22 protein-coding genes are annotated in these 20,617 nt (G+C 58.7%); 8 read left to right on the top strand and 14 right to left on the bottom strand.

The features are described from left to right. Nucleotides 1-89 precede the first annotated feature (89 nt). Nucleotides 90-212: a small membrane protein gene (locus tag EDF82_RS00925; RefSeq protein WP_123753761.1), complete on the bottom strand. Its 123-nt coding sequence runs from the start codon at nt 210-212 to the stop codon at nt 90-92. Nucleotides 213-457: 245 nt separating this feature from the next. Between EDF82_RS00925 and EDF82_RS00930 the strand changes: the two genes are divergently transcribed. Further along, a complete protein-coding gene (locus EDF82_RS00930; protein ID WP_123753762.1) occupies nt 458-682 on the top strand; it encodes a hypothetical protein in 225 nt (74 codons plus the stop codon). A gap of 20 nt (nt 683-702) precedes the next feature. Here the strand turns inward: EDF82_RS00930 and EDF82_RS00935 are convergent, their stop codons facing one another. After that, on the bottom strand, nt 703-1,452 hold the full coding sequence (locus EDF82_RS00935; RefSeq protein WP_123753763.1) for an SDR family oxidoreductase: 750 nt from the start codon (nt 1,450-1,452) through the stop codon (nt 703-705). Between the two features lie 102 nt (nt 1,453-1,554). On the opposite strand from EDF82_RS00935, the gene EDF82_RS00940 reads away from it, so the two are divergent. Both EDF82_RS00940 and agp read left to right on the top strand, forming a co-directional pair. Further along, a complete protein-coding gene (locus EDF82_RS00940; protein WP_123753764.1) occupies nt 1,555-1,914 on the top strand; it encodes a helix-turn-helix domain-containing protein in 360 nt (119 codons plus the stop codon). A 109-nt stretch (nt 1,915-2,023) separates the two neighbouring features. Next, a complete protein-coding gene (gene agp / locus EDF82_RS00945; protein ID WP_123753765.1) occupies nt 2,024-3,271 on the top strand; it encodes a bifunctional glucose-1-phosphatase/inositol phosphatase in 1,248 nt (415 codons plus the stop codon). An 80-nt stretch (nt 3,272-3,351) separates the two neighbouring features. Here the strand turns inward: agp and EDF82_RS00950 are convergent, their stop codons facing one another. Both EDF82_RS00950 and wrbA read right to left on the bottom strand, forming a co-directional pair. After that, nucleotides 3,352-3,579: a YccJ family protein gene (locus EDF82_RS00950; protein WP_123753766.1), complete on the bottom strand. Its 228-nt coding sequence runs from the start codon at nt 3,577-3,579 to the stop codon at nt 3,352-3,354. A 20-nt stretch (nt 3,580-3,599) separates the two neighbouring features. After that, nucleotides 3,600-4,196 (bottom strand): NAD(P)H:quinone oxidoreductase, encoded by a 597-nt coding sequence (gene wrbA, locus EDF82_RS00955; protein ID WP_123753767.1) that lies wholly within the window; start codon nt 4,194-4,196, stop codon nt 3,600-3,602. A 379-nt stretch (nt 4,197-4,575) separates the two neighbouring features. Between wrbA and EDF82_RS00960 the strand changes: the two genes are divergently transcribed. Next, entirely contained in the window at nt 4,576-4,749 is a 174-nt protein-coding gene (locus EDF82_RS00960) for a general stress protein (RefSeq protein ID WP_004860412.1), read from the top strand. Between the two features lie 149 nt (nt 4,750-4,898). Here the strand turns inward: EDF82_RS00960 and rutG are convergent, their stop codons facing one another. From rutG to rutA, 7 genes are read right to left on the bottom strand one after another with little or no spacing between them, the layout of a single operon-like run. Continuing rightward, nucleotides 4,899-6,218 carry a pyrimidine utilization transport protein G gene (gene rutG / locus EDF82_RS00965; RefSeq protein ID WP_123753768.1) on the bottom strand — a complete coding sequence of 440 codons (1,320 nt, stop codon included), beginning with the start codon at nt 6,216-6,218 and terminating at the stop codon, nt 4,899-4,901. A gap of 21 nt (nt 6,219-6,239) precedes the next feature. Continuing rightward, nucleotides 6,240-6,734 (bottom strand): NADH-dependent FMN reductase RutF, encoded by a 495-nt coding sequence (gene rutF, locus EDF82_RS00970; protein ID WP_123753769.1) that lies wholly within the window; start codon nt 6,732-6,734, stop codon nt 6,240-6,242. Nucleotides 6,735-6,743: 9 nt separating this feature from the next. Continuing rightward, on the bottom strand, nt 6,744-7,334 hold the full coding sequence (locus EDF82_RS00975; RefSeq protein ID WP_123753770.1) for a malonic semialdehyde reductase: 591 nt from the start codon (nt 7,332-7,334) through the stop codon (nt 6,744-6,746). 13 nt (nt 7,335-7,347) lie between these two features. Beyond that, nucleotides 7,348-8,133, bottom strand: a complete 786-nt coding sequence (rutD, locus tag EDF82_RS00980; protein ID WP_123753771.1) for a pyrimidine utilization protein D — start codon at nt 8,131-8,133, stop codon at nt 7,348-7,350. Continuing rightward, the gene (rutC, locus tag EDF82_RS00985; RefSeq protein ID WP_123753772.1) at nt 8,130-8,525 is read right to left on the bottom strand and encodes a pyrimidine utilization protein C; all 396 of its coding nucleotides are present in this window, start codon (nt 8,523-8,525) and stop codon (nt 8,130-8,132) included. The genes rutD and rutC overlap by 4 nt, the downstream gene beginning before the upstream one ends. After that, the gene (gene rutB, locus EDF82_RS00990; protein WP_123753773.1) at nt 8,518-9,228 is read right to left on the bottom strand and encodes a pyrimidine utilization protein B; all 711 of its coding nucleotides are present in this window, start codon (nt 9,226-9,228) and stop codon (nt 8,518-8,520) included. The genes rutC and rutB overlap by 8 nt, the downstream gene beginning before the upstream one ends. Beyond that, complete coding sequence (rutA, locus tag EDF82_RS00995; RefSeq protein WP_123753774.1) at nt 9,228-10,319, bottom strand: pyrimidine utilization protein A; 1,092 nt, start codon at nt 10,317-10,319, stop codon at nt 9,228-9,230. The genes rutB and rutA overlap by 1 nt, the downstream gene beginning before the upstream one ends. Nucleotides 10,320-10,603: 284 nt before the next feature. Between rutA and rutR the strand changes: the two genes are divergently transcribed. Then, nucleotides 10,604-11,242: an HTH-type transcriptional regulator RutR gene (rutR, locus tag EDF82_RS01000; protein WP_123753775.1), complete on the top strand. Its 639-nt coding sequence runs from the start codon at nt 10,604-10,606 to the stop codon at nt 11,240-11,242. Here rutR and EDF82_RS01005 read toward each other — a convergent pair. Both EDF82_RS01005 and putA read right to left on the bottom strand, forming a co-directional pair. Then, entirely contained in the window at nt 11,239-11,634 is a 396-nt protein-coding gene (locus EDF82_RS01005; protein ID WP_123753776.1) for a lysozyme inhibitor LprI family protein, read from the bottom strand. The genes rutR and EDF82_RS01005 overlap by 4 nt on opposite strands. A 141-nt stretch (nt 11,635-11,775) precedes the next feature. Then, nucleotides 11,776-15,738, bottom strand: a complete 3,963-nt coding sequence (putA, locus tag EDF82_RS01010) for a trifunctional transcriptional regulator/proline dehydrogenase/L-glutamate gamma-semialdehyde dehydrogenase (protein WP_123753777.1) — start codon at nt 15,736-15,738, stop codon at nt 11,776-11,778. Nucleotides 15,739-16,161: 423 nt separating this feature from the next. Here putA and putP point away from each other — a divergent pair, with 423 nt between their 5' ends. Then, entirely contained in the window at nt 16,162-17,670 is a 1,509-nt protein-coding gene (putP, locus tag EDF82_RS01015; protein WP_123753778.1) for a sodium/proline symporter PutP, read from the top strand. Between the two features lie 139 nt (nt 17,671-17,809). Next, a complete protein-coding gene (locus EDF82_RS01020) occupies nt 17,810-18,244 on the top strand; it encodes a DUF3574 domain-containing protein (protein ID WP_123753779.1) in 435 nt (144 codons plus the stop codon). A gap of 55 nt (nt 18,245-18,299) precedes the next feature. Here EDF82_RS01020 and EDF82_RS01025 read toward each other — a convergent pair whose 3' ends face one another. Then, nucleotides 18,300-19,484, bottom strand: coding sequence for a NupC/NupG family nucleoside CNT transporter (locus tag EDF82_RS01025; protein ID WP_123753780.1), 1,185 nt, complete (start codon nt 19,482-19,484; stop codon nt 18,300-18,302). Between the two features lie 272 nt (nt 19,485-19,756). Between EDF82_RS01025 and efeU the strand changes: the two genes are divergently transcribed. After that, the gene (efeU, locus tag EDF82_RS01030; RefSeq protein ID WP_123753781.1) at nt 19,757-20,596 is read left to right on the top strand and encodes an iron uptake transporter permease EfeU; all 840 of its coding nucleotides are present in this window, start codon (nt 19,757-19,759) and stop codon (nt 20,594-20,596) included. Nucleotides 20,597-20,617: the final 21 nt, after the last annotated feature.

The following is a 20,617-nucleotide window of genomic DNA, read 5'->3' on the forward strand; positions in this document are numbered from 1 at the left end:
GCTGCTCGGAAGTCAAAGCCGGCATAGTGCCTGAGGCTGGTCACTAAGGTGACCAGCCTGTTTCTTTTCATGGTGACTAACAGAGCGGACTACTTTTTCTTTTTATGGAAAGGGAGTTGACTGGCGCGGCGTTCTTTGATGTATGACACCAGACTGTAAAGCGCAACCCCCAGCAAAATGACCGCGACAACAATGAGAATAATACCGGACATAAGCGATCCTGGGCTTGAGTGGAAAACATGAACTCTATAAATTTGCCGCCACGATAGCATCAGGATGTGTCTGAAATGTGACATATTGCAGTGATAAATTCGACGTAAATCAGGGTGATATGGTTTTTGTGGCTAGCGAACCCGCCGATTTTCTCGCTGAGAAACAATCCGTTAACTGATTTTACAGACGTAAGACCTTCAGGCTGTTACCCTGTATCTGAGTGAGAATTATCTGAGAACAATGCATGTGTAATAGACCTATCGTCGGCCTGCTTGGGCTGACCTTGATCCTGACCTCCTTTACCACTGTGGCAGAGTCAGAGAACCAGCAAACCCGCGAACGGGTTATGGACCAGGTATTAAAACCCTGTGAAGGCAAAAAAGCCGGCGACAAAGTGGTGATGATCGATCGCCGCGGCGGACAGCATGAAGCTATCTGCACCCTGGCGGCGGTCCCGCTGCCGGAGTAACGCCCGCCGCCGTCACGGGATCAGAGATTTTTCGTCCCGCCATCCACCAGGAGCTCGCTGCCAACCACGTAGCCGGACTCATCCGATGCCAGGTACAGCGCGGCTTTGGCCAGCTCCTGCGGGGTGCCCATGCGTCCGACCGGCACCAGGTTCTTGATCTCCTCCTGCAGGGCGCTCATGGCCTCAGCGCTGAGGCCCAGCTTATCCAGCGCCGGGGTGCGAACCGGGCCGGGGCTCAGGCCATTCACGCGAATGCCGCGCGGCAGCAGTTCCGCCGACAGGGTGCGCGCCAGCGACAGCAGCCCGGCTTTACTGGCGGCGTAAGCGCTGCTGGTTGGCAAGCCGATATGGGCGCTGACCGATCCGCACAGAATCACCGACGCGGGGTTGGCGAGCAGCGGCAGCAAGGCCTGCAGTAAGAAGAACGGCCCTTTGAGGTTAACGTTCATCAGCCGATCCCACTCCTCCTCGCGCCATTCACCAAAGTTACCGTGGGTCACGTCACCGGCGTTGATAAACACGGCATCCAGCCGCGGCCAGCGTGCGCTCAGGGTCTCCGCCAGCTGGCGCTGCCCGGCGGCGTCACCGGCATCAGCCGCAATAACCCATGCGTTTTCTCCCAGCAGCGCCTGCGCCTGTTCGCGCGCCGCATGCTGGCGGCCGGTGACCGCGACCTGCGCCCCTTCGGCAATAAATTCCTGCGCGGTGGCGAGGCCGATGCCGCTGGTGCCCCCGGTAATCAGCGTATATTTTCCTGCTAAACGTCCCATGATGATGCTCCTGATTGAGTCTCTGGAAATGGGACTATAAAAGCTTTAGTATCCAAAGGATACCAGGTACCAATTGGATACTAACGAGGCAAAAGGTGTGCTATGGCGAAGACCGCGGCGAGCGTCGATGAAAAAAATTTCGGGCACTCATCTTGCCCGATGACCGACTTTGTTAATCTGATTGCCGGGAAGTGGGCGATCCCGATCCTCTACCGGCTGATCGTCCTCAATGCGCCGGTGCGCTTCGGCGAACTGCTGCGGGCGGCGGCGCCCATCACGCAAAAAGAGCTGACCCGTCAGCTCCGCTTGTTCGAGCAGCGCGGGCTGGTGTCGCGCTGCGTCTATGCCGAAATCCCCCCTCGGGTGGAGTATCAGATAACCGAGCTGGGGCTGTCGATGCGCAGCGCGTTACAGCCGCTGGCGGAGTGGATGAGCCAGCACGGTCATCTGCTGAGGCGTTAAAGTGGGCAGATAAAAATTTCTCCCGGTGCCTCAGTTTGCGAGCGCCGAGGCGGAAAAATGTCATGAATTTGCCACAATAGAAGCGATGAAAATGACTGAGGATAAAGGGATGAGAAAGAGTCTACTCGCAGGTATCGTGGTCCAGGCGCTGGTGTTGTCCGCCGCGGCCCAGGCGCAGGACGCGGTGGCACCGCAGGGTTATCAGCTGCAGCAGGTGTTGATCATGAGCCGTCACAACCTGCGCGCGCCGCTGGCCAATAACGGCAGCGTACTGGAACAGTCGACGCCAAAATCGTGGCCGGAGTGGGATGTTCCCGGCGGTCAGTTGACCACCAAAGGCGGGGTGCTCGAAGTGTACATGGGGCACTATATGCGTGAATGGCTGGCCCAGCAGGGGCTGGTGACCAGCGGTGAGTGCCCGCCGGACAACGCGGTTTACGCTTACGCCAACAGCCTGCAACGGACCGTCGCCACCGCCCAGTTCTTTATCACCGGCGCCTTTCCCGGCTGCGGCGTGACGGTTCATCACCAGCCGCAAATGGGCACCATGGACCCGACGTTTAACCCGGTGATCACCGAAGATTCCGCCGCCTTCAGCGAAAAAGCGGTACAGGCGATGACCAAAGAGCGCCAGGGCATGCAGCTGACCGACAGCTACAAGCTGCTCGAGGAAATGACGGATTACCAAAATTCCCCCTCCTGCAAAGAGAAGCAGGTGTGTGAGTTAAGCGCCGCGAAAGATACTTTCAGCGCGAAATACCAACAGGAGCCGGGGGTTTCCGGGCCGCTGAAAGTGGGTAACTCGCTGGTCGACGCCTTCACGTTGCAGTATTACGAAGGTTTCCCGCTGGACCAGGTGGCATGGGGAGAGATCAAAAGCGATAAGCAGTGGCAGGTGCTGTCGAAGCTGAAAAACGGCTATCAGGACAGCCTGTTCACCTCGCCAGAGGTGGCGCGCAATGTAGCTAAACCGTTGGTGAAATATATCGATAAGGCGCTGGTCGGCGATGCGCAGCAGGCGGCCAAAGTGACGCTGCTGGTGGGGCACGATTCCAATATCGCCTCTCTGCTGACCGCGCTGGACTTCAAGCCTTATCAGCTGCATAACCAGTACGAACGTACCCCCATCGGCGGCAAAATCGTCTTCCAGCGCTGGCATGACAGCGGCAGCAACCGCGAGCTGATGAAAATTGAGTACGTCTATCAAAGCACCTCGCAGCTGCGCAATGCTGAACCGTTAACCCTGCAATCACCACCGCAACGGGTGACCCTGGCGCTTAACGGCTGCCCGGTGGATGCCGACGGGTTCTGCCCGATGACAACCTTTAAGCAGGTGATGAACGAGGCGGCAAAATAGGCATAAAAAAACCGGAGGGCCTGCTGGCCGCTCCGGTTCTCAGTACTGGCGTCCCGGTAGCGATACCGGGGCGTTCTGCGTCAGACGTTTTTACGCTCGATGGTTTGTTCGCCCCAGAACAGCGCGTCTTTGTCCGTTTTGGCGAAGGCCAAAGAGAGCACTTCGTCGCTGCCTTCTTCCCAGATTTTTTCTGCTAGCTTTTCATCGTATTTGGCTAATTCGAAAATCGCCTCGGCGATCTCGATAGAGGTATTACGTAAACTTGCCCATTCGCCCACATGGTGGGTCTTCGCTTCTTGAGTTGGCATGCACATCCTCCTGCTGAAGGTTAGCCGTGTAATTTAACTGCCAGTCCTGCGACGTGTTCACCTTGATAGCGGGCAATCGCCAGCTCTTCCTGACTTGGCTGACGTGAACCGTCGCCGCCGGCGATGGTGGTCGCGCCATACGGCGTACCGCCGCGAACCGCCGACACATCAAAGAGTTCCTGCGCGCCGTAGCCGATTGGCACAATCACCATCCCGTGATGGGCCAGGGTCGTCCAGGTGGAGGTAATGGTTTGTTCTTGCCCGCCACCGGTACCGGTGGAGCAGAAGACGCTGGCCAGTTTGCCGTACAGTGCACCCGATGCCCACAGGCCACCGGTCTGATCGAGGAAGGTGCGCATCTGTCCGGACATATTGCCGAAACGTGTTGGGGTACCAAAGATGATGGCGTCGTACTCTGCCAGTTCCTGCGGCGTGGCGACGGGCGCATTCTGCGTTTTCCCGCCTGCTTTGGCAAACGCCTCTGCTTGCATAGTTTCCGGCACGCGCTTCACGACCACGTCAACGCCATCGACTTTGTTCGCCCCTTCGGCGACGGCATGAGCCATGGTTTCGATGTGTCCATACATTGAATAATAAAGCACCAGAATTTTAGCCATTTGCATCACTCCTCGGTTGCGTATGAGACCAGCCAATCGACTGGCTACCTTTAAAGATAAGGCGTCTGGCTAAGAGTGCAAATCTAACAATCATTTATTTGATTTATAACAAAATTGCAAAAAGTGGGCTGTCGCAAAAAGAAACATCTTTGCCGGACGGCTTTTCGTGAGCCATAAGAAACGCTTAGCGTGACGCGGGCGGGGGAGGGTCTGTTTTACCCCGGCAGGTATTGCAAAATGTTTCTATTTACCAGGCGAATGCGTTTCATTCACTACGCTTAACAGTACGCAGCACCACAATGGCCATGCCCTATGCTGCGCTGCAGGGCCAGGCGCTGCCGGTAATGCGAGATGATGTCTAACCAAGTGGAGGTCAGTGATGGCAAACCATCGTGGCGGTTCCGGCAACTTTGCCGAGGATCGTGAAAGAGCATCAGAAGCAGGTCGCAAAGGTGGCCAGCATAGCGGGGGGAACTTCAAAAACGATCCTCAACGCGCGTCGGAAGCTGGCAAAAAAGGAGGGAAAAACAGTCACGGCAACCGTCATAGCTGACGAGCAGGCTGACTGTTTGTGATGTGGCGTTAATCTCCTGGGCACCCGCCATATCCTCCCCGCCGCCGGTCTCTACCGGCGGTTTTTTTATGCCTGTATACGGGGCGAACGGCACGGTGGGTACCGTCGCCCCGGTGCACAGAGAGGGATTACACAGGCACGTTGGACTGCGCCGTCTCCGGTGCGCGACGGTTAAGCAGGGCGTGGAGCAGGATGGCGCCAAAGGTGGCCGTCCCGATACCGCCGAGGGTAAAGCCGCCGAGGGAGAGGGCAAAATCGCCGGCGCCGAGCACCAGCGTGACCGCCACCATAATCAGGTTGCTGTTGAGGCTCAAATCCACCCGGTGCTGGATCCAGATACGCGCGCCGGCCACCGCAATCAGGCCGAACACCACGATCGACGCTCCACCGATCACCGGTCCGGGAATGGTGTGGATCAGGGCGCCAAACTTCGGCGAGAAGCCGAGCAGGATCGCAATCACCGCCGCCGCCACGAACACCAGCGTGGAGTAGACTTTGGTCACCGCCATCACCCCGATGTTTTCCGCGTAGGTGGTCACCCCGCTGCCGCCAACCGCGCCGGAAAGCATGGTTGCCAGCCCGTCACCGACGAACGCCCGCCCCATGTACGGGTCCATATTGCGCCCGGTCATTCCGGCGACCGCCTTCAGGTGCCCGAGGTTTTCCGCCACCAGGATCACCGCCACCGGGGCGATCAGCATCATCGCCGGACCGCTAAAGGTCGGGGCGGTGAAGTGCGGCATGCCGAACCACGCGGCCTGTTCCAGCAGGCTAAAATCGAGCGGCTTGCCCAGTCCAAACACGTTCGCCAGCAGCGCGTACAGCGCGCAGGCTACGATCAGGCCGACGAGGATCAGCAGACGCTGCACCATTCCGCGGGTAAACACCGCCACCAGCCCGATGCACAGCACGGTCAGCACCGCCATCCAGCCATCGAAGGCCGTGGCCGAGACGCTGCGCACGGCGATGGGCGCGAGGTTCAGGCCGATCGCCATTACCACCGCGCCGGTCACCACCGGCGGCATCAGCCGTTCGATCCAGCGGGTGCCGACTTTCATCACCACCAGGCCAATCAGGGTATACACCAGGCCGCAGGCGATGATCCCGCCGAGCGCGACGCTAAGATTCGGGTTCAGCCCCTGACCGTTAAAGCCGGTCACGGCGATCACCACCCCAATGAAGGCGGCGCTGGAGCCAAGATAGCTGGGCACCCGGCCGCCGGTGACCACGAAAAACAGCAGGGTCCCGACGCCGGAGAGCAAGATCGCGAGGTTCGGATCCAGCCCCATCAGAATCGGCATCAGCACCGTGGCGCCAAACATCGCCACCGCGTGCTGGACGCCCATCACCATCGTCTGCCCGAAGGAAAGCCGTTCATCGGGGGCCACAACGCCGGACGCGGCGGAGGGGGAGGTCAACTGCCAGCGAGGAAAATCGAAAAGTGCCATGATGATATCCCGGGTTTGAGGTTAACAGGCTGGACGCATGAGCGTGTGGTAGCCGCGGTCGAACCACATCAGCCCGCGCGGCTCTGGGTGTCTGACTATATCGGCGACTTCGCAGAACAAAATATCGTGGGTGCCGACGCTGACTATCTGGCTGATACGGCAGTCGAAGCTGACCAGCGCATCGACCAGCCGTGGACAGCCGGTAAGGCCGGTTTGCCATGCGGCGGCGGCAAAGCGCTCTGCCATCGGGGTTTTGCCGCCAAAGACGTTAGATAACGACTCCTGCCCGGCCGCCAGCGTGTTGACGCACAGCGCCTGATGCTGATTGAAGGTCGGCCACACCGAGGCCGAGCGGTTCAGGCACACCAGCAGGGTCGGCGGCGTATCGGTGACGCTGCAGACCGCGCTGGCGGTAAACCCGGCGCGTCCCGCCGGACCGTCGGTGGTAATAATGTTGACCGCCGCGCCGACCTGCGCCATGGCGTCACGAAAATGCTGTTTATCCGCTACGGACATGAGGGCTCCTTACGCCAGCTGGCAGGCATCATCAAACGAAAGACGCGGCAGGCGGCCATACAGCTTGCCGGCGTCGCCATAGCCGATATTGATCAGCAGGTTGCTCTGCCAGCCGCTGTCGGCGAAGAATGCCGCATCGACCTTCTGGCGATCGAATCCCGACATCGGGCCGGTATCCAGCCCGAGGGCGCGGCAGGCGAAAATCAGATACGCCGCCTGCAGCGAGCTGTTGCGAAAGGCGGTCTCCTCTGCCAGCTGCGGGCTGGAGGTGAACCAGCTGCGGGCGTCGCCGTGGGGAAACAGCTCGGGCAGGCGATCGTAGAAGGCGCTGTCCCAGGCGACGATCGCCGTCACCGGGGCGGTCATGGTTTTTTCGAGGTTACCGCTGGAGAGCGTCGGGCGCAGCAGCGCTTTGCCTTCCGGGGTGCGGACAAACAGGATCCGCGCCGGGGAGCAGTTGGCGGTGGTCGGCCCCATTTTCATCAGGTCGTAAATGTCGCGCAGTACCTCATCAGTGACCGGTTGATCCAGCCAGCCGTTATGGGTTCTGGCGTGAGTGAACAGGGTGTCCAGCGCGTTCTGGCTAATGCTTTCGCTCATAGATTTTCCTTAATTACGGGGCCAGCATCGCGGCCAGTCCGTCGCATAAAATGGGGTTGAAGGTCCCGGCATCGGTCACGTTACAGGCGTGTCCTCCCCAGGCCATCTCCACCTGCTGGCTGTTCGGTATCGCTGCCGCCAGGGTTCGGGAACAGGAGGCGGGAACCAGCAAATCGTCATTGGCGCTGATGATCAGCGCCGGGCAGGCAAGCTGGGCCGCCCGGCGTGAAAAATCGGCCTCTTTTAGCGCATGCAGGCGCTTTAGCAGGTTGTCTTTACCCTGGAAATGGCTGAGGGCCAGCGCATCTTCCGCTTCCAGCCTCGGCATGCGGGCGGCCATCCATTCTGCCGGGTAGAGGAACAGCGGCTGGGCTTCGACCCACGCCTGGGCGCCGCCGGCGTGCAGCAGGCGTTCGCGCACCTGGAAGCAGCGGCGGGTATGCGGCGAGAGGCTCAGCCAGGCATTAACCAGCACCAGCGCGCTGACCGCCTGCGGAAAGTCGAGCGCCAGCTGGAGCCCAATCAGGCCGCCCAGGGCGTGGCCGACGAAGGCAAAGCGGGTGATGCCCGCCGCCTGCAGCGCTTGCTTAAGCTCCAGCGCCATCGCCGCCATGCTGTAACCGGCGGGCAGCGGGCCGGCATTTTCGCCGGTGCCGTTCTGGTCATAACTCACCAGCTGATACCGCTCCGCCAGCACCGCGCGCTGCGGGAGCCAGTAGCTGCCCGCGCCGCCTAAACCCGCGCTTAGCACCACCACCGGTGCGCTATCGAAAGGGGCTGGGGAGATATTCAGTTTCATAAGGCTGGTTTCCCGATGTGGGCGACGGTAGCGATTTCGACCAGCGCCTCAGGCTTGACCAGCCCGCACTGGATACAAAAACGCGCCGGTTTATCGCCGGGGAAAAACTCAGCGTAGACTTCGTTAATCGCGGCGTAGTTTTTCCAGTCGGTGATAAAGATGCTGTTGAACGTCACATCCTCCATACTGCCACCCGCCGTTTCGATCACCGTTTTGATGGTGTCGAGGACGTGGCGGGTTTGCGCCTTTGGGTCGCCGGGATAAACCACATTATTTTGTTTATCAAACGGCAGCGTGCCGGAGACATAGACCACCCCGTCGGCCAGGGTGCCGGGGACAAAAGGGGCAATCGGCGTGGTGGTGCCGGGCGGTATAATGACCTGTTTAGGCATAACGTTTCTCCTCCGGGAATGAGAGCGGGGCGGCGGGCTCCAGCGCCTCGCAGAAGCTGGCGACATCGCTGACCCAGCCGAAAAAGGTTTCGATATTGAACAATGCGGCCTGCTGGGCGAAGGCCGGGCCTGCCTGGTGAGTGGCGTCTTCCAGCACGATGCCGAAATACTCAAGGAAGAAGCCGTCGCGCAGGGTCGATTCCACGCAGACGTTGGTGGCAATCCCAGTAAACACCAGGTGGCGAATGCCGCGACTGCGCAGGATGCTGTCGAGCGGGGTGTTGAAAAAGCCGCTGTAGCGCGGTTTCGGTAGCACCACATCGCCGGGCTGCGGTTGCAGTTGATCGACCAGCTGGTAGTCCCAGCCGCCTTTCGCCAGCAGTTTGCCCTGCAGCTCCGGGCGGTTGCGCATGGTCTTCAGGGCGTTCGATTTATGGTAGTTCGGCGAACCGGGACCGCCGGCTTCGACGTACTGTTCGTCCCAGCCGTTCTGGAACCAGATAATCAGCATGCCGGCGGCGCGGGCTGCGGCAACGGCGGTATTGATATTGTCGATCACCGGCCGGGTGGCGGAGACGTCAAACCCGGCGAGGTCGAGGTAGCCGCCCTGGCTGGCATAGGCGTTTTGCATATCGACGACGATCAGCGCGCTGTTCTGCGCCGGGAAGGTCAGGGATTCCGGACGGGCGGGAAGGGTAATCATCAGGCAACCTCGCGGGTAACGGTGGAAACAGCGTCGCGGCAACGCATCAGCGGCTGGATACGCTCGCCAAAGGCTTCAATGCCGAGCAGGAAATCGTCAAAGGTGAGCAGCACACCATCGGTGCCCGGCACCGTCGCCACCTCGTCGAGCATGCGGGCGACATTGGCGTAGGAGCCGACCAGCGTGCCCATGTTGATATTGACCGCTGAGGTCGGGTCCGCCATCTGGCGCACGTTGGTGTCGCTGCCGGAACGGGTGTCTTTCTGGCTCTGTTCGGTGAGCCAGGCCAGGGCGTCGTCATCGGCACCGGCTTTGTAGTGTTCCCATTTGGCGCGCGCCGCCTCGTCGGTTTCGTCGGCGATAATCATAAACAGGACGTACGAGCCGACGTCGCGACCGGTTTTTTCTGCCGCCTGCATCATGCGTGCCGCGGTAGGGGCAAAGGCGGTGGGGGTGTTCACCCCTTTGCCGAAGCAGAAGTTGTAGTCGGCGTATTGTGCGGAGAAGGCCATGCCCGCGTCGCTCTGTCCGGCGCAGATCACCTTCATCGGCTGTGATGGCTGCGGGCTGACCCGGCAGTCGTTCATGGTGAAGTAGTCACCTTTAAAGTCGCTGTGCCCGGTACCCCAGAGGTCGCGCAGCACCTGGACATATTCGGTGAGATACTCGTAGCGACGAGAGAAGTATTCGTCGCCGGGCCAGATGCCCATCTGATCGTATTCCGGTTTTTGCCAGCCGGTCACCAGATTGACCCCGAAGCGTCCGCCGGAGATGGAATCGATGGTGGAGGCCATGCGCGCAACGATCGCCGGGGGCAGGGTGAGGGTGGCGGCGGTGGCATAGATCTGGATCCGCGAGGTCACCGCCGCCAGTCCGGCCATCAAGGTGAAGGATTCGAGGTTGTGATCCCAGAATTCGGTTTTGCCGCCGAAGCCGCGCAGCTTGATCATCGACAGTGCGAAATCAAAGTGGTAGTGCTCGGCTTTCTGAACGATCGCTTTATTCAGCTCAAAGGTCGGCATGTACTGCGGAGCGTGGGTGGAGATCAGCCAGCCGTTATTACCAATCGGAACGAAGACACCAATTTTCATACGTACCTCTCTGCAGTCGGGGAAGAAGAAGGCGCGTGGTGCTGCATCCTGCATCTCCCTGGTCACCTCGCCTGAAAGATAAAGCAAACTCGATGCCAGTTTTTCAAAAACCAATGTTATTAATGTGTTGCGCGTTGGTTGCTGAATGTGTCGATTGAAAAAGTGGACTGAATGGTCAAAAATAGTGCACGAAAAAACGGCAGTCATGCGCAATTGGGGTGCATAACGTCGTGTCGGCGTTGGGCTTTTGCTATGCTGAGGGCGTTGATTACAGGAGATGACCTATGGCGCAGGGCGCTGTGAAAAAAACCGGCAAGCGGGTACAGGCGGTGAACGCCAAAAAAGAGGCGATCCTGGCCGCAGCACTGGACGCGTTTTCACAATTTGGTATTCACGGGACGCGGCTTGAGCAGGTGGCTGACCTGGCGGGGGTATCAAAGACCAATCTGCTCTATTACTACCCGTCGAAAGAGGCGCTGTATGTCGCGGTGCTGCAACAGATCCTGACTATCTGGCTGGCGCCGCTGCGGGCGTTTCGTGAGGATATCAGCCCGCTGGTGGCGATCCGAGAATATATCCGCCTGAAGCTGGAGGTTTCCCGCGATTATCCGCAGGCCTCGCGGTTGTTCTGTCTGGAGATGTTGCAGGGCGCGCCGTTGCTGATGGGCGAGCTGACCGGGGATCTGAAAACCCTGGTGGATGAAAAGTCGGCGATTGTCTCCGGCTGGGTCGAGAGCGGCAAACTGGCGCCGGTGGATCCGCAGCACCTGATCTTTATGATCTGGGCCACCACGCAGCATTACGCCGATTTTGCCACCCAGATTGAGGCGGTAACCGGCGCAACGTTACGCGACGAGGCCTTTTTTCAACAAACCGTGGATAACGTTCAGCGGATGATCATTGAAGGGATCCGTGTACGTTAATTGGCCGGGGGCAGCGGGCAGCTCTGATCGCCATCTTCGCACTGCAGGAGCGAGGCGAGGAACGACTCACGCTCGACGGTTTTATCCGCCATGCATTGATTGAGCAACATCGGCTGGGCGCTGCCGCCATCCGCTGCGGAGACGAGGAACGCGCAGTCGTCGTTGCGCAGCGCAATCCAGGCCAGCTGCGCCTTTTTCAACATCTCCTGCTGCTTGCCTGAGGCCCGCTTCAGCGCTTCCTGATAGGTTTGATTGAGTTTTTGATCGTCTGCCTGATACTGCGCCGCCGTACACTGGTTCATTTCCGCTTGCGTGCTGGCGCTGGCGCATTCGTCCGCCAGCGCCTGTCCGCTTGCCAGCAGGGCGGCAAGGGCAATTACAGTACGTTTCATTGGTTTTCTCCCATAAAAAAAGCTCCCGTCGGGGAGCTTTAATTAAGCACAGCTTTGGCCTGGTGTCATTAGCTGTCGTGGGCTTCCCCGGTGACGCTGCGCTGTCCGGGCTACGTCGCCCGGACAGGTGCGGAAACGGGCTTAGCCAATCGTCATCAGGCTGGCGTTACCACCTGCCGCAGCGGTATTGACGCTCAGCGAGCGTTCAATATAGAGGCGTTCCAGCAGCAGGTTGGTTTCACCGCGCGCAAAGCCCTGCACCGAGATGATGGCGCCATCGCGCGCCGCCACCTGTTCGCACAGCTCGCGCAGCTGGTCGGAATCGCCGTGGTAGATCACCGCGTCGAAGGCCTGGGTGGTCAGCGTCTCTGGTTTGGCAAAATGGATGCGATCGCTGACGTCACGCGGCAGCTTCTTCGCCAGCTCACGCTGCAGGGCGCTATCCGGCCACAGGATTTCAGACCCCACGGCGGTGACCGCCGCCAGCTGAATCAGCGCATCCTGCTCGTTATCCGCGATGCACAACACGCGGTCGCGCGGAATAAAGGTCAGGGTGTTGCGCTCGCCGGTTGGACCCGGCAGCAGGCGCTGGGTCCCGGCCTGGGCCAGCTCGCTGTACTGCTGGCACAGGGCCTGCAGTTCCGGACGACCGGCTGCCCACTGCTGCAGGGCGGTCAGCGGTTTTTCCAGCAGGGTTTTCAGCTGTGCATCCAGCGGACGTTCAGCATCCTGACGGGCGAGGGTGGTCCCCACCGCGTTTTGCGGACGGCTGGAGAGCAGACGATACAGATACAGCGGGCCGCCGGCTTTCGGACCGGTTCCCGACAGACCTTCGCCACCGAACGGCTGGACGCCAACCACCGCGCCAACCATGTTGCGGTTGACGTACAGGTTGCCGACTTTCGCACTGCCGGTGACCTGGGCAATGGTCTCGTCGATACGGGTATGTACGCCGAGGGTCAGACCGTAGTTCGAGGCGTTAATCTGCTCGACCAGCTTATCCAGTTCATTACGGTTGTAGCGAACCACGTGCAGCACCGGGCCAAAGACCTCTTTTTTCAGCTCATCAAAGCTGTCCAGCTCGATCAGCGTCGGCTGGATAAAGGTCCCGCTTTGCCACTCCTGCGCATCGTCGCTGTTTTCACGCACCGCCTGGAAGACGGTACGCCCTTTGGCGCGCAGGGTCTGAATATGACGTTCAATATTCTCTTTGGCTTCGGCATCAATCACCGGGCCAATATCGGTGGTCAGACGGCCCGGGTTGCCCATCCGGCACTCGCCCATCGCGCCGCGCAGCATGGTCAGGGTATGGTCGGCTATCTCTTCTTGCAGGCAGAGGATACGCAGGGCGGAGCAACGCTGTCCGGCGCTATCAAATGCCGAGGCCAGCACATCGACCACCACCTGTTCGGTCAGGGCGGAGGAGTCGACGATCATGGCGTTCATCCCGCCGGTTTCGGCAATCAGCGGCGTCGGGCGGCCCTGAGCATCGAGGCGGCTGGCGATGTTGCGCTGCAGCAGGGTTGCGACTTCGGTGGAGCCGGTAAACATCACGCCACGCACGCGCTCATCGCTGGTCAGTGCAGCGCCGACGGTTTCCCCGCGGCCCGGCAGCAGCTGAATGACGCCCGGCGGCACGCCGGCTTCCAGCAGGATCGCCACGCCCTGAGCGGCAATCAGCGGCGTCTGCTCGGCCGGTTTGGCCAGCACGCTGTTACCTGCTGCCAGAGCGGCAGCAATCTGGCCGGTGAAAATGGCCAGCGGGAAGTTCCACGGGCTAATACATACCACCGGGCCCAGCGGACGGTGGGTTTCATTGTCAAAATCATCACGAACCTGGCCGGCGTAGTAGTGCAGGAAGTCGACCGCTTCGCGCACTTCGGCGATGGCGTTACTGAAGGTTTTACCTGCTTCACGCACCAGAATGCCGATCAGCGTCTGGGTCTGGCCTTCCATCAGGATCGCGGCACGTTCGAGGATCGCGGCGCGTTCCTGCGGCGGCGTCGCAAACCAGATCGGCGCGTTATTGACCGCGCTGGTGAGCGCCAGCTCGACCTCTTCCGGACGGGTTTCACGCACGTGACCGACGATATCTTTCGGCTCGGCTGGGTTCACCACGGGCTGCAGTTCCCCTTCAATCACCGGATGTTCCAGCGCCGGCAGGGCCTGCCATTTGTGCAGCGCGCTGTTCAGCAGCGAAGAGGAGAGGGAGGCCAGGCGGTGTTCGTTCGCCAGATCGAGCCCGGCGGAGTTGATGCGGCCTTTGCCGTAGAGATCGCGCGGCAGCGGGATTTTCGGGTGTGGCAGGCCGGTCTGGCCCTCTTGCTGCGCCAGTTTCTCCACCGCGCTGACCGGGTCGGCAACCAGCTCATCGAGCGGCAGGGTGGTGTCGGCGATGCGGTTGACGAAGGAGGTGTTGGCGCCGTTTTCCAGCAGACGACGCACCAGGTACGCCAGCAGCGTTTCGTGGGTGCCGACCGGAGCATAAATGCGGCACGGACGGTTCAGTTTGCCGTCGGCCACTTTACCAACCACCTGCTCATACAGCGGTTCGCCCATGCCGTGCAGGCACTGGAACTCATACTGACCCGGGTAGTAGTTTTGTCCCGCCAGTTGGTAGATAGCCGCCAGGGTATGGGCGTTATGGGTGGCGAACTGCGGGTAGATCAGGCTCGGGACCGCCAGCAGCTTTTTGGCGCAGGCGAGGTAGGAGACGTCGGTATACACTTTGCGGGTATAGACCGGGTAGCCTTCGAGGCCGTCCATCTGCGCACGTTTGATTTCGCTGTCCCAGTAAGCCCCTTTCACCAGACGGATCATCAGGCGACGGCGGCTGCGGGTCGCGAGGTCGATCAGCGAATCGATGACAAACGGGCAGCGTTTCTGATAGGCCTGAATCACGAAGCCGATGCCGTTCCAGCCAGCCAGTTCCGGTTCAAAGCACAGTTTTTCCAGCAGATCGAGCGAGATCTCCAGACGATCCGCTTCTTCGGCATCGATGTTGATCCCGATATCGTACTGGCGGGCCAGCAGGGTCAGTGATTTCAGACGCGGGTAGAGTTCGTCCATCACCCGGTCGTACTGCGCGCGGCTGTAGCGCGGATGCAGTGCGGAAAGCTTGATGGAAATCCCCGGGCCTTCATAAATGCCCCGTCCGTTGGAGGCTTTGCCAATCGCGTGGATCGCCTGCTGGTAGGAGACCATGTAGGCCTGCGCATCGGCGGCGGTGAGCGCCGCTTCACCCAGCATGTCGTAGGAGTAACGGAATCCTTTCTCTTCCAGCTTGCGGGCGTTGGCCAGCGCTTCGGCAATGGTTTCGCCGGTGACGAACTGCTCGCCCATCAGGCGCATCGCCATATCGACGCCTTTGCGAATCAGCGGCTCGCCGCTTTTACCGATAATCCGGTTCAGCGAGCGCGAGAGGCTGGTTTCATTGTGGGTCGAGACCAGCTTGCCGGTAAACAGCAGACCCCAGGTGGCGGCGTTGACGAACAGCGACGGGCTGCGGCCGATATGCGACTGCCAGTTACCGTTGCTGATTTTGTCGCGGATCAGGGCGTCACGGGTGGCTTTATCCGGAATACGCAGCAGCGCTTCCGCCAGACACATCAGCGCGACCCCTTCCTGTGAAGAGAGGGAGAACTCCTGCAGCAGGCTTTGCACCATCCCCGCGCGGCCGCTGGCCGTTTTCTGATTACGCAGTTTTTCCGCCAGCTGGTACGCCAGCTTGTGTGCTTGCTCGCCCAGAGGCTGTGGCAGACGGGCCTGCTCTAACAGCATCGGTACGGCGTCGGTTTCTGCCCAGCGATACGCGGCGGTGATCGACGCCCGGGAAACGGACTGCGGCAGGATCTGTTCGGCAAATTCCAGGAACGGCTGATAAGGCTCATCCGCCGGGCTGCCGGCTTCGTCGCTTTCATTGGCGGCACCGGAGAGCAGCGCCGGTAACTCAGGCAGCGTCTCGTCGTTTTCCAGTTTTTCCAGGTAATTGAAGATGGCCTGCTTAATCAGCCAGTGCGGCGTGCGGTCAATACGGCTTGCGGCAAACTTAATGCGTTCGCGCGTCGCGTCGTCAAGCTTAACACCCATGGTGGTGGTGCCCATGCTTATCACTCCTGTAATGAATCGTTGTTCTTTTTTCGGTTACGCGAAAATATCTACCATGTTGCAACTTTGTGCAACCTTGTTAATCGTGATTTGTGTCGCACGGCGAGAAATGGGCTGGTTGTTAAATCTAATGGTGTACATTGCCAAAAATTAACATTTGTCCAATAGGGGATTTGTATGCGTGAGTTAACAGTTTCACCAGGTGCAACCAATAAAAATGTGAGAGAGTGCAACCTATGGCGAAATGAAGTTTGGTCACGATAAAAATTAGTGTAAATGCTGTGTTAAATCGTTTGTGAAATGCAGTTGCTTCCGTCAGGATACGGTCGCCCAATACAACCAATGTGCCATTACCCCGTTCCGGTAGTGGAATAAAATGACAAAGCAGGACGTTGTCGACAAAAAAACTGGAGATTTTACATGGCTATCAGCACCCCCATGTTGGTGACTTTTATTATTTATATTTGCGGCATGGTACTTATCGGTTTTATTGCCTGGCGTTCGACGAAAAACTTTGATGATTATATTCTCGGTGGCCGTAGTCTTGGTCCATTCGTGACCGCGCTGTCTGCTGGTGCTTCTGATATGAGCGGCTGGCTGCTGATGGGTCTGCCAGGGGCGATATTTCTCTCCGGTATTTCTGAAAGCTGGATTGCCATCGGCCTGACCCTCGGCGCATGGATTAACTGGAAGCTGGTTGCCGGTCGCCTGCGTGTTCACACCGAAGTGAATAATAACGCACTGACCTTACCGGATTATTTCACCGGTCGTTTTGAAGATAAAAGCCGGGTGCTGCGTATTATTTCCGCGCTGGTTATTCTGCTGTTCTTCACCATCTATTGTGCCTCCGGGATTGTGGCTGGTGCCCGTCTGTTCGAAAGCACTTTCGGTATGAGCTATGAAACGGCGCTGTGGGCCGGTGCGGCCGCCACCATTATTTATACCTTTGTCGGTGGCTTCCTTGCGGTGAGCTGGACCGATACCGTGCAGGCCAGCCTGATGATTTTCGCGCTGATCCTGACGCCGGTGATGGTGATTATTTCCGTTGGCGGTTTCGACACCTCGCTGGAAGTGATTAAGCAGAAGAGCATTGAAAACGTCGATATGCTCAAAGGGCTGAACTTTGTGGCGATTATCTCGCTGATGGGCTGGGGCCTGGGCTATTTCGGCCAGCCGCATATTCTGGCGCGCTTTATGGCGGCGGACTCCCACCACAGTATCGTCCACGCACGTCGTATCAGCATGACCTGGATGATCCTGTGTCTGGCGGGTGCGGTTGCGGTCGGTTTCTTCGGTATTGCCTGGTTCAACAACAACCCGGCGCTGGCAGGGGCGGTCAACCAGAACTCCGAGCGCGTGTTCATTGAACTGGCACAGCTGCTGTTTAACCCGTGGATTGCCGGGATCCTGCTGTCAGCCATTCTGGCGGCGGTGATGTCGACCCTGAGCTGCCAGCTGCTGGTGTGCTCCAGCGCGATTACGGAAGACCTGTATAAAGCGTTCCTGCGTAAAAACGCCGGTCAGAAAGAGCTGGTATGGGTTGGACGGACCATGGTGCTGGTGGTGGCGCTGATCGCCATCGCGCTGGCGGCGAACCCGAACAACCGCGTACTGGGTCTGGTGAGCTACGCGTGGGCAGGCTTCGGGGCGGCATTTGGTCCGGTGGTCCTGTTCTCGGTGATGTGGTCACGTATGACGCGTAACGGCGCTCTGGCCGGGATGGTGATCGGCGCGCTGACCGTGATTGTCTGGAAACAGTTCGGCTGGCTGGGGCTGTACGAAATCATTCCTGGCTTTATCTTCGGTAGCCTCGGGATTGTCCTCTTCAGCCTGTTGGATAAAGCTCCTTCGGCGTCGATGCAGAAGCGTTTTGCCGAAGCGGATGCGCATTATCACTCCGCGCCGCCGGCAGGTACCGTCGCAGAGTAAACCCCGCTTTCTCTTCAAGCCCGCGTCCAGCGGGCTTTTTTGATCCTGTTGCTGCCCGGGTGTGAGCGGCGTCTTCCTCTTGCTAATTCGCTGAAAATACGCTGATATCGTGGCACAAAAAAACAATGAGGATAGCAAAATGACGTTCAGACAGGGTGCGATGGTGCTGGTGATAGCAGGGCTGCTTGGCGGCTGTGTGGCTCCGGCGAAGAACAGTGCACCGGTTCCGGCCAGCGCGGCCTGCCCGGCGGATAATGCCATGGTGCAGACCACGCTCTATTTCGGTTTAAGTCGTCCGGCGGGGAAAGATATTACCGCCCAGGAGTGGCAGCAGTTTGTTGACCGGGACGTAACGCCGCGCTTTCGTGACGGCTTAACGGTGTTTGATGCCCGTGGCCAGTGGCTGGGCAATGACGGCAGCGTGGCCCGCGAGCAGAGTAAAGCGCTGATGCTGATTCACGGTAAAGACGGCAAGAGCGAAGAGGGGATTGAAGCGCTGCGTAACCTCTATAAATCACGCTTTGCTCAGGAGTCGGTGATGCGGGTCGACCAGCCGGTCTGCGTTCACTTCTGATGCTGTGAGGGAAAATCCCGGCTGGCGTTGCGCTTAGCCGGGATAGTTCAGGTACTTACAGCACCAGTCCGGCAAAGCTGGCGGACAGCAGGCTCACCAGGGTAGCGCCGTACACCAGACGCAGGCCGAAGCGGGAAACAATATTCCCTTGCTGCTCGTTCAGCCCCTTAATGGCGCCGGCAATGATGCCAATGGAGGCGAAGTTGGCGAACGAGACCAGGAACACCGAAAGGATCCCCAGCCCGCGCGGCGTCATGCTGGCGGCAATTTTTTGTAGCTCAATCATTGCCACGAACTCATTGGCCACCAGTTTGGTTGCCATAATACTGCCGGCGTTCAGCGCATCGCTCAGCGGAATACCGATAAGCCAGGCCAGCGGATAAAAGACATAGCCGAGGATCTGCTGGAAGCTAAGACCAAACAGCGTGGCAAACAGGGCATTAATGGCGCTGATGATGGCAATAAAGCCAATCAGCATGGCCAGAATAATCATCGCCACTTTGAAGCCGGCGAGAATATATTCCCCGAGCATTTCAAAGAAGCTTTGCGATTCGTGCAGCTTCTCGAGCTTAATTTCTTCTTCGCTGCCCGGACGCGTCGGGTTAATAATCGACAGCACAATAAAGGTGCTGAACATATTCAGGATCAGCGCGGCGACCACATATTTCGCATCGAGCATGCTCATATACGCGCCGACGATGGAAAGCGACACTGTCGACATCGCGGTGGCGGCCATGGTGAACAAGCGGCGCGAGGAGAGGTCGCCCAGCACGCCTTTGTAGGCGATGAAATTCTCGGACTGCCCGAGGATCAGCGAGCTGACGGCGTTAAAGGATTCGAGTTTCCCCATGCCGTTAACTTTCGACAGCAGGGTGCCAATCAGGCGAATAAAGATTGGCAGGATGCGCCAGTGCTGGAGGATACCGATCAGCGCAGAAATAAAGACAATCGGACACAGCACGCCGAGGAAAATAAAGGCCATGCCTTTTTCGCTCATGCCACCAAATACAAAGTTGGTGCCCTCGGCGGCAAAGCCGAGTAAAGAGGTGAAGAAGCTGGAGATATTTTTCACTATCCACAGGCCGCTTTCGGCGTGGAGGAAAAAGAATGCCAGGGCAATTTCAATGATAATTAACTGGATAATATAGCGGATGCGGATTTTTTGTCGGTCATAGCTGACCAGCCAGGCAAGGCCAAGGATAACCACCAGCGCCAGCAGGAAGTGCAAAAATTGTGTCATGTTATTCATTTCGCAGGTCAATAAGGCCGCTATTTAGCCACAGCCGTTACGCCCGGTAAATATCTAAGCGGAAAAATCCACCGTGACGAGAGTATGTTGTCGGCGCAGACAAATAATCCCATAAGTAATTATTTTGTAGCGATTAATTTACAACTCGATACCATTCGCTCTACATTTCGCTTGTGTTTCTGCTTATTGTAATGATAATCACTATCAGAAATATTTACCTATCTTTGCATCCACTGACGGCGATTCACATTTAAGGTGTCGGCATGTTTGTCCCATTTCTCATTATGTTACGCGAAGGGCTGGAAGCAGCGCTGATTGTCAGCCTGATTGCCAGCTATCTCAAACGCACCCAGCGCGGCAACTGGATTGGCGTGATGTGGATCGGCGTTATCCTCGCCGCAGCACTCTGTCTGGGCCTCGGCATCTTTATCAACGAAACCACCGGTGAATTTCCGCAGCGTGAACAGGAGCTGTTCGAAGGCATCGTCGCGCTGGTGGCGGTGTGCATCCTGACCTGGATGGTGTTCTGGATGCGCAAGGTGTCGCGCAACGTTAAGCAACAGCTGGAACAGGCGGTGGATAACGCGCTGCAGCGCGGCAATAACCACGGCTGGGCGCTGGTCATGATGGTCTTTTTCGCCGTAGCGCGGGAAGGGCTGGAGTCGGTGTTCTTCCTGCTGGCAGCCTTTCAGCAGGATGTCGGGATCTGGCCGCCGATCGGCGCGATGCTCGGACTGGCGACCGCCATTGTCCTTGGTTTCCTGCTGTACTGGGGCGGCATTCGCCTTAATCTCGGCGCGTTCTTCAAGTGGACCAGCCTGTTTATTTTGCTGGTGGCGGCGGGTCTGGCTGCCGGGGCGATTCGCGCCTTCCATGAAGCCGGGCTGTGGAACCATTTCCAGGACGTCGCGTTCGATCTGAGCGGCGTGCTGTCAACGCACACCCTGTTCGGGACGCTGCTCGAAGGGATCTTCGGATACCAGGAGACGCCGACCGTCAGCGAAGTGGCGGTGTACTTTATCTATTTGATTCCGGCGTTGGTGCTGTTTGCCCTGCCGCCGCGTAGCAATACAGCAACCTCGCGCACGGCTCCCCTAAAATAGAGCTCCGCAGGATATTGGGTT

It is taken from the genome of Klebsiella sp. BIGb0399 (genome assembly GCF_003752615.1).
Taxonomy (GTDB): Bacteria; Pseudomonadota; Gammaproteobacteria; order Enterobacterales; family Enterobacteriaceae; genus Klebsiella; species Klebsiella lignicola.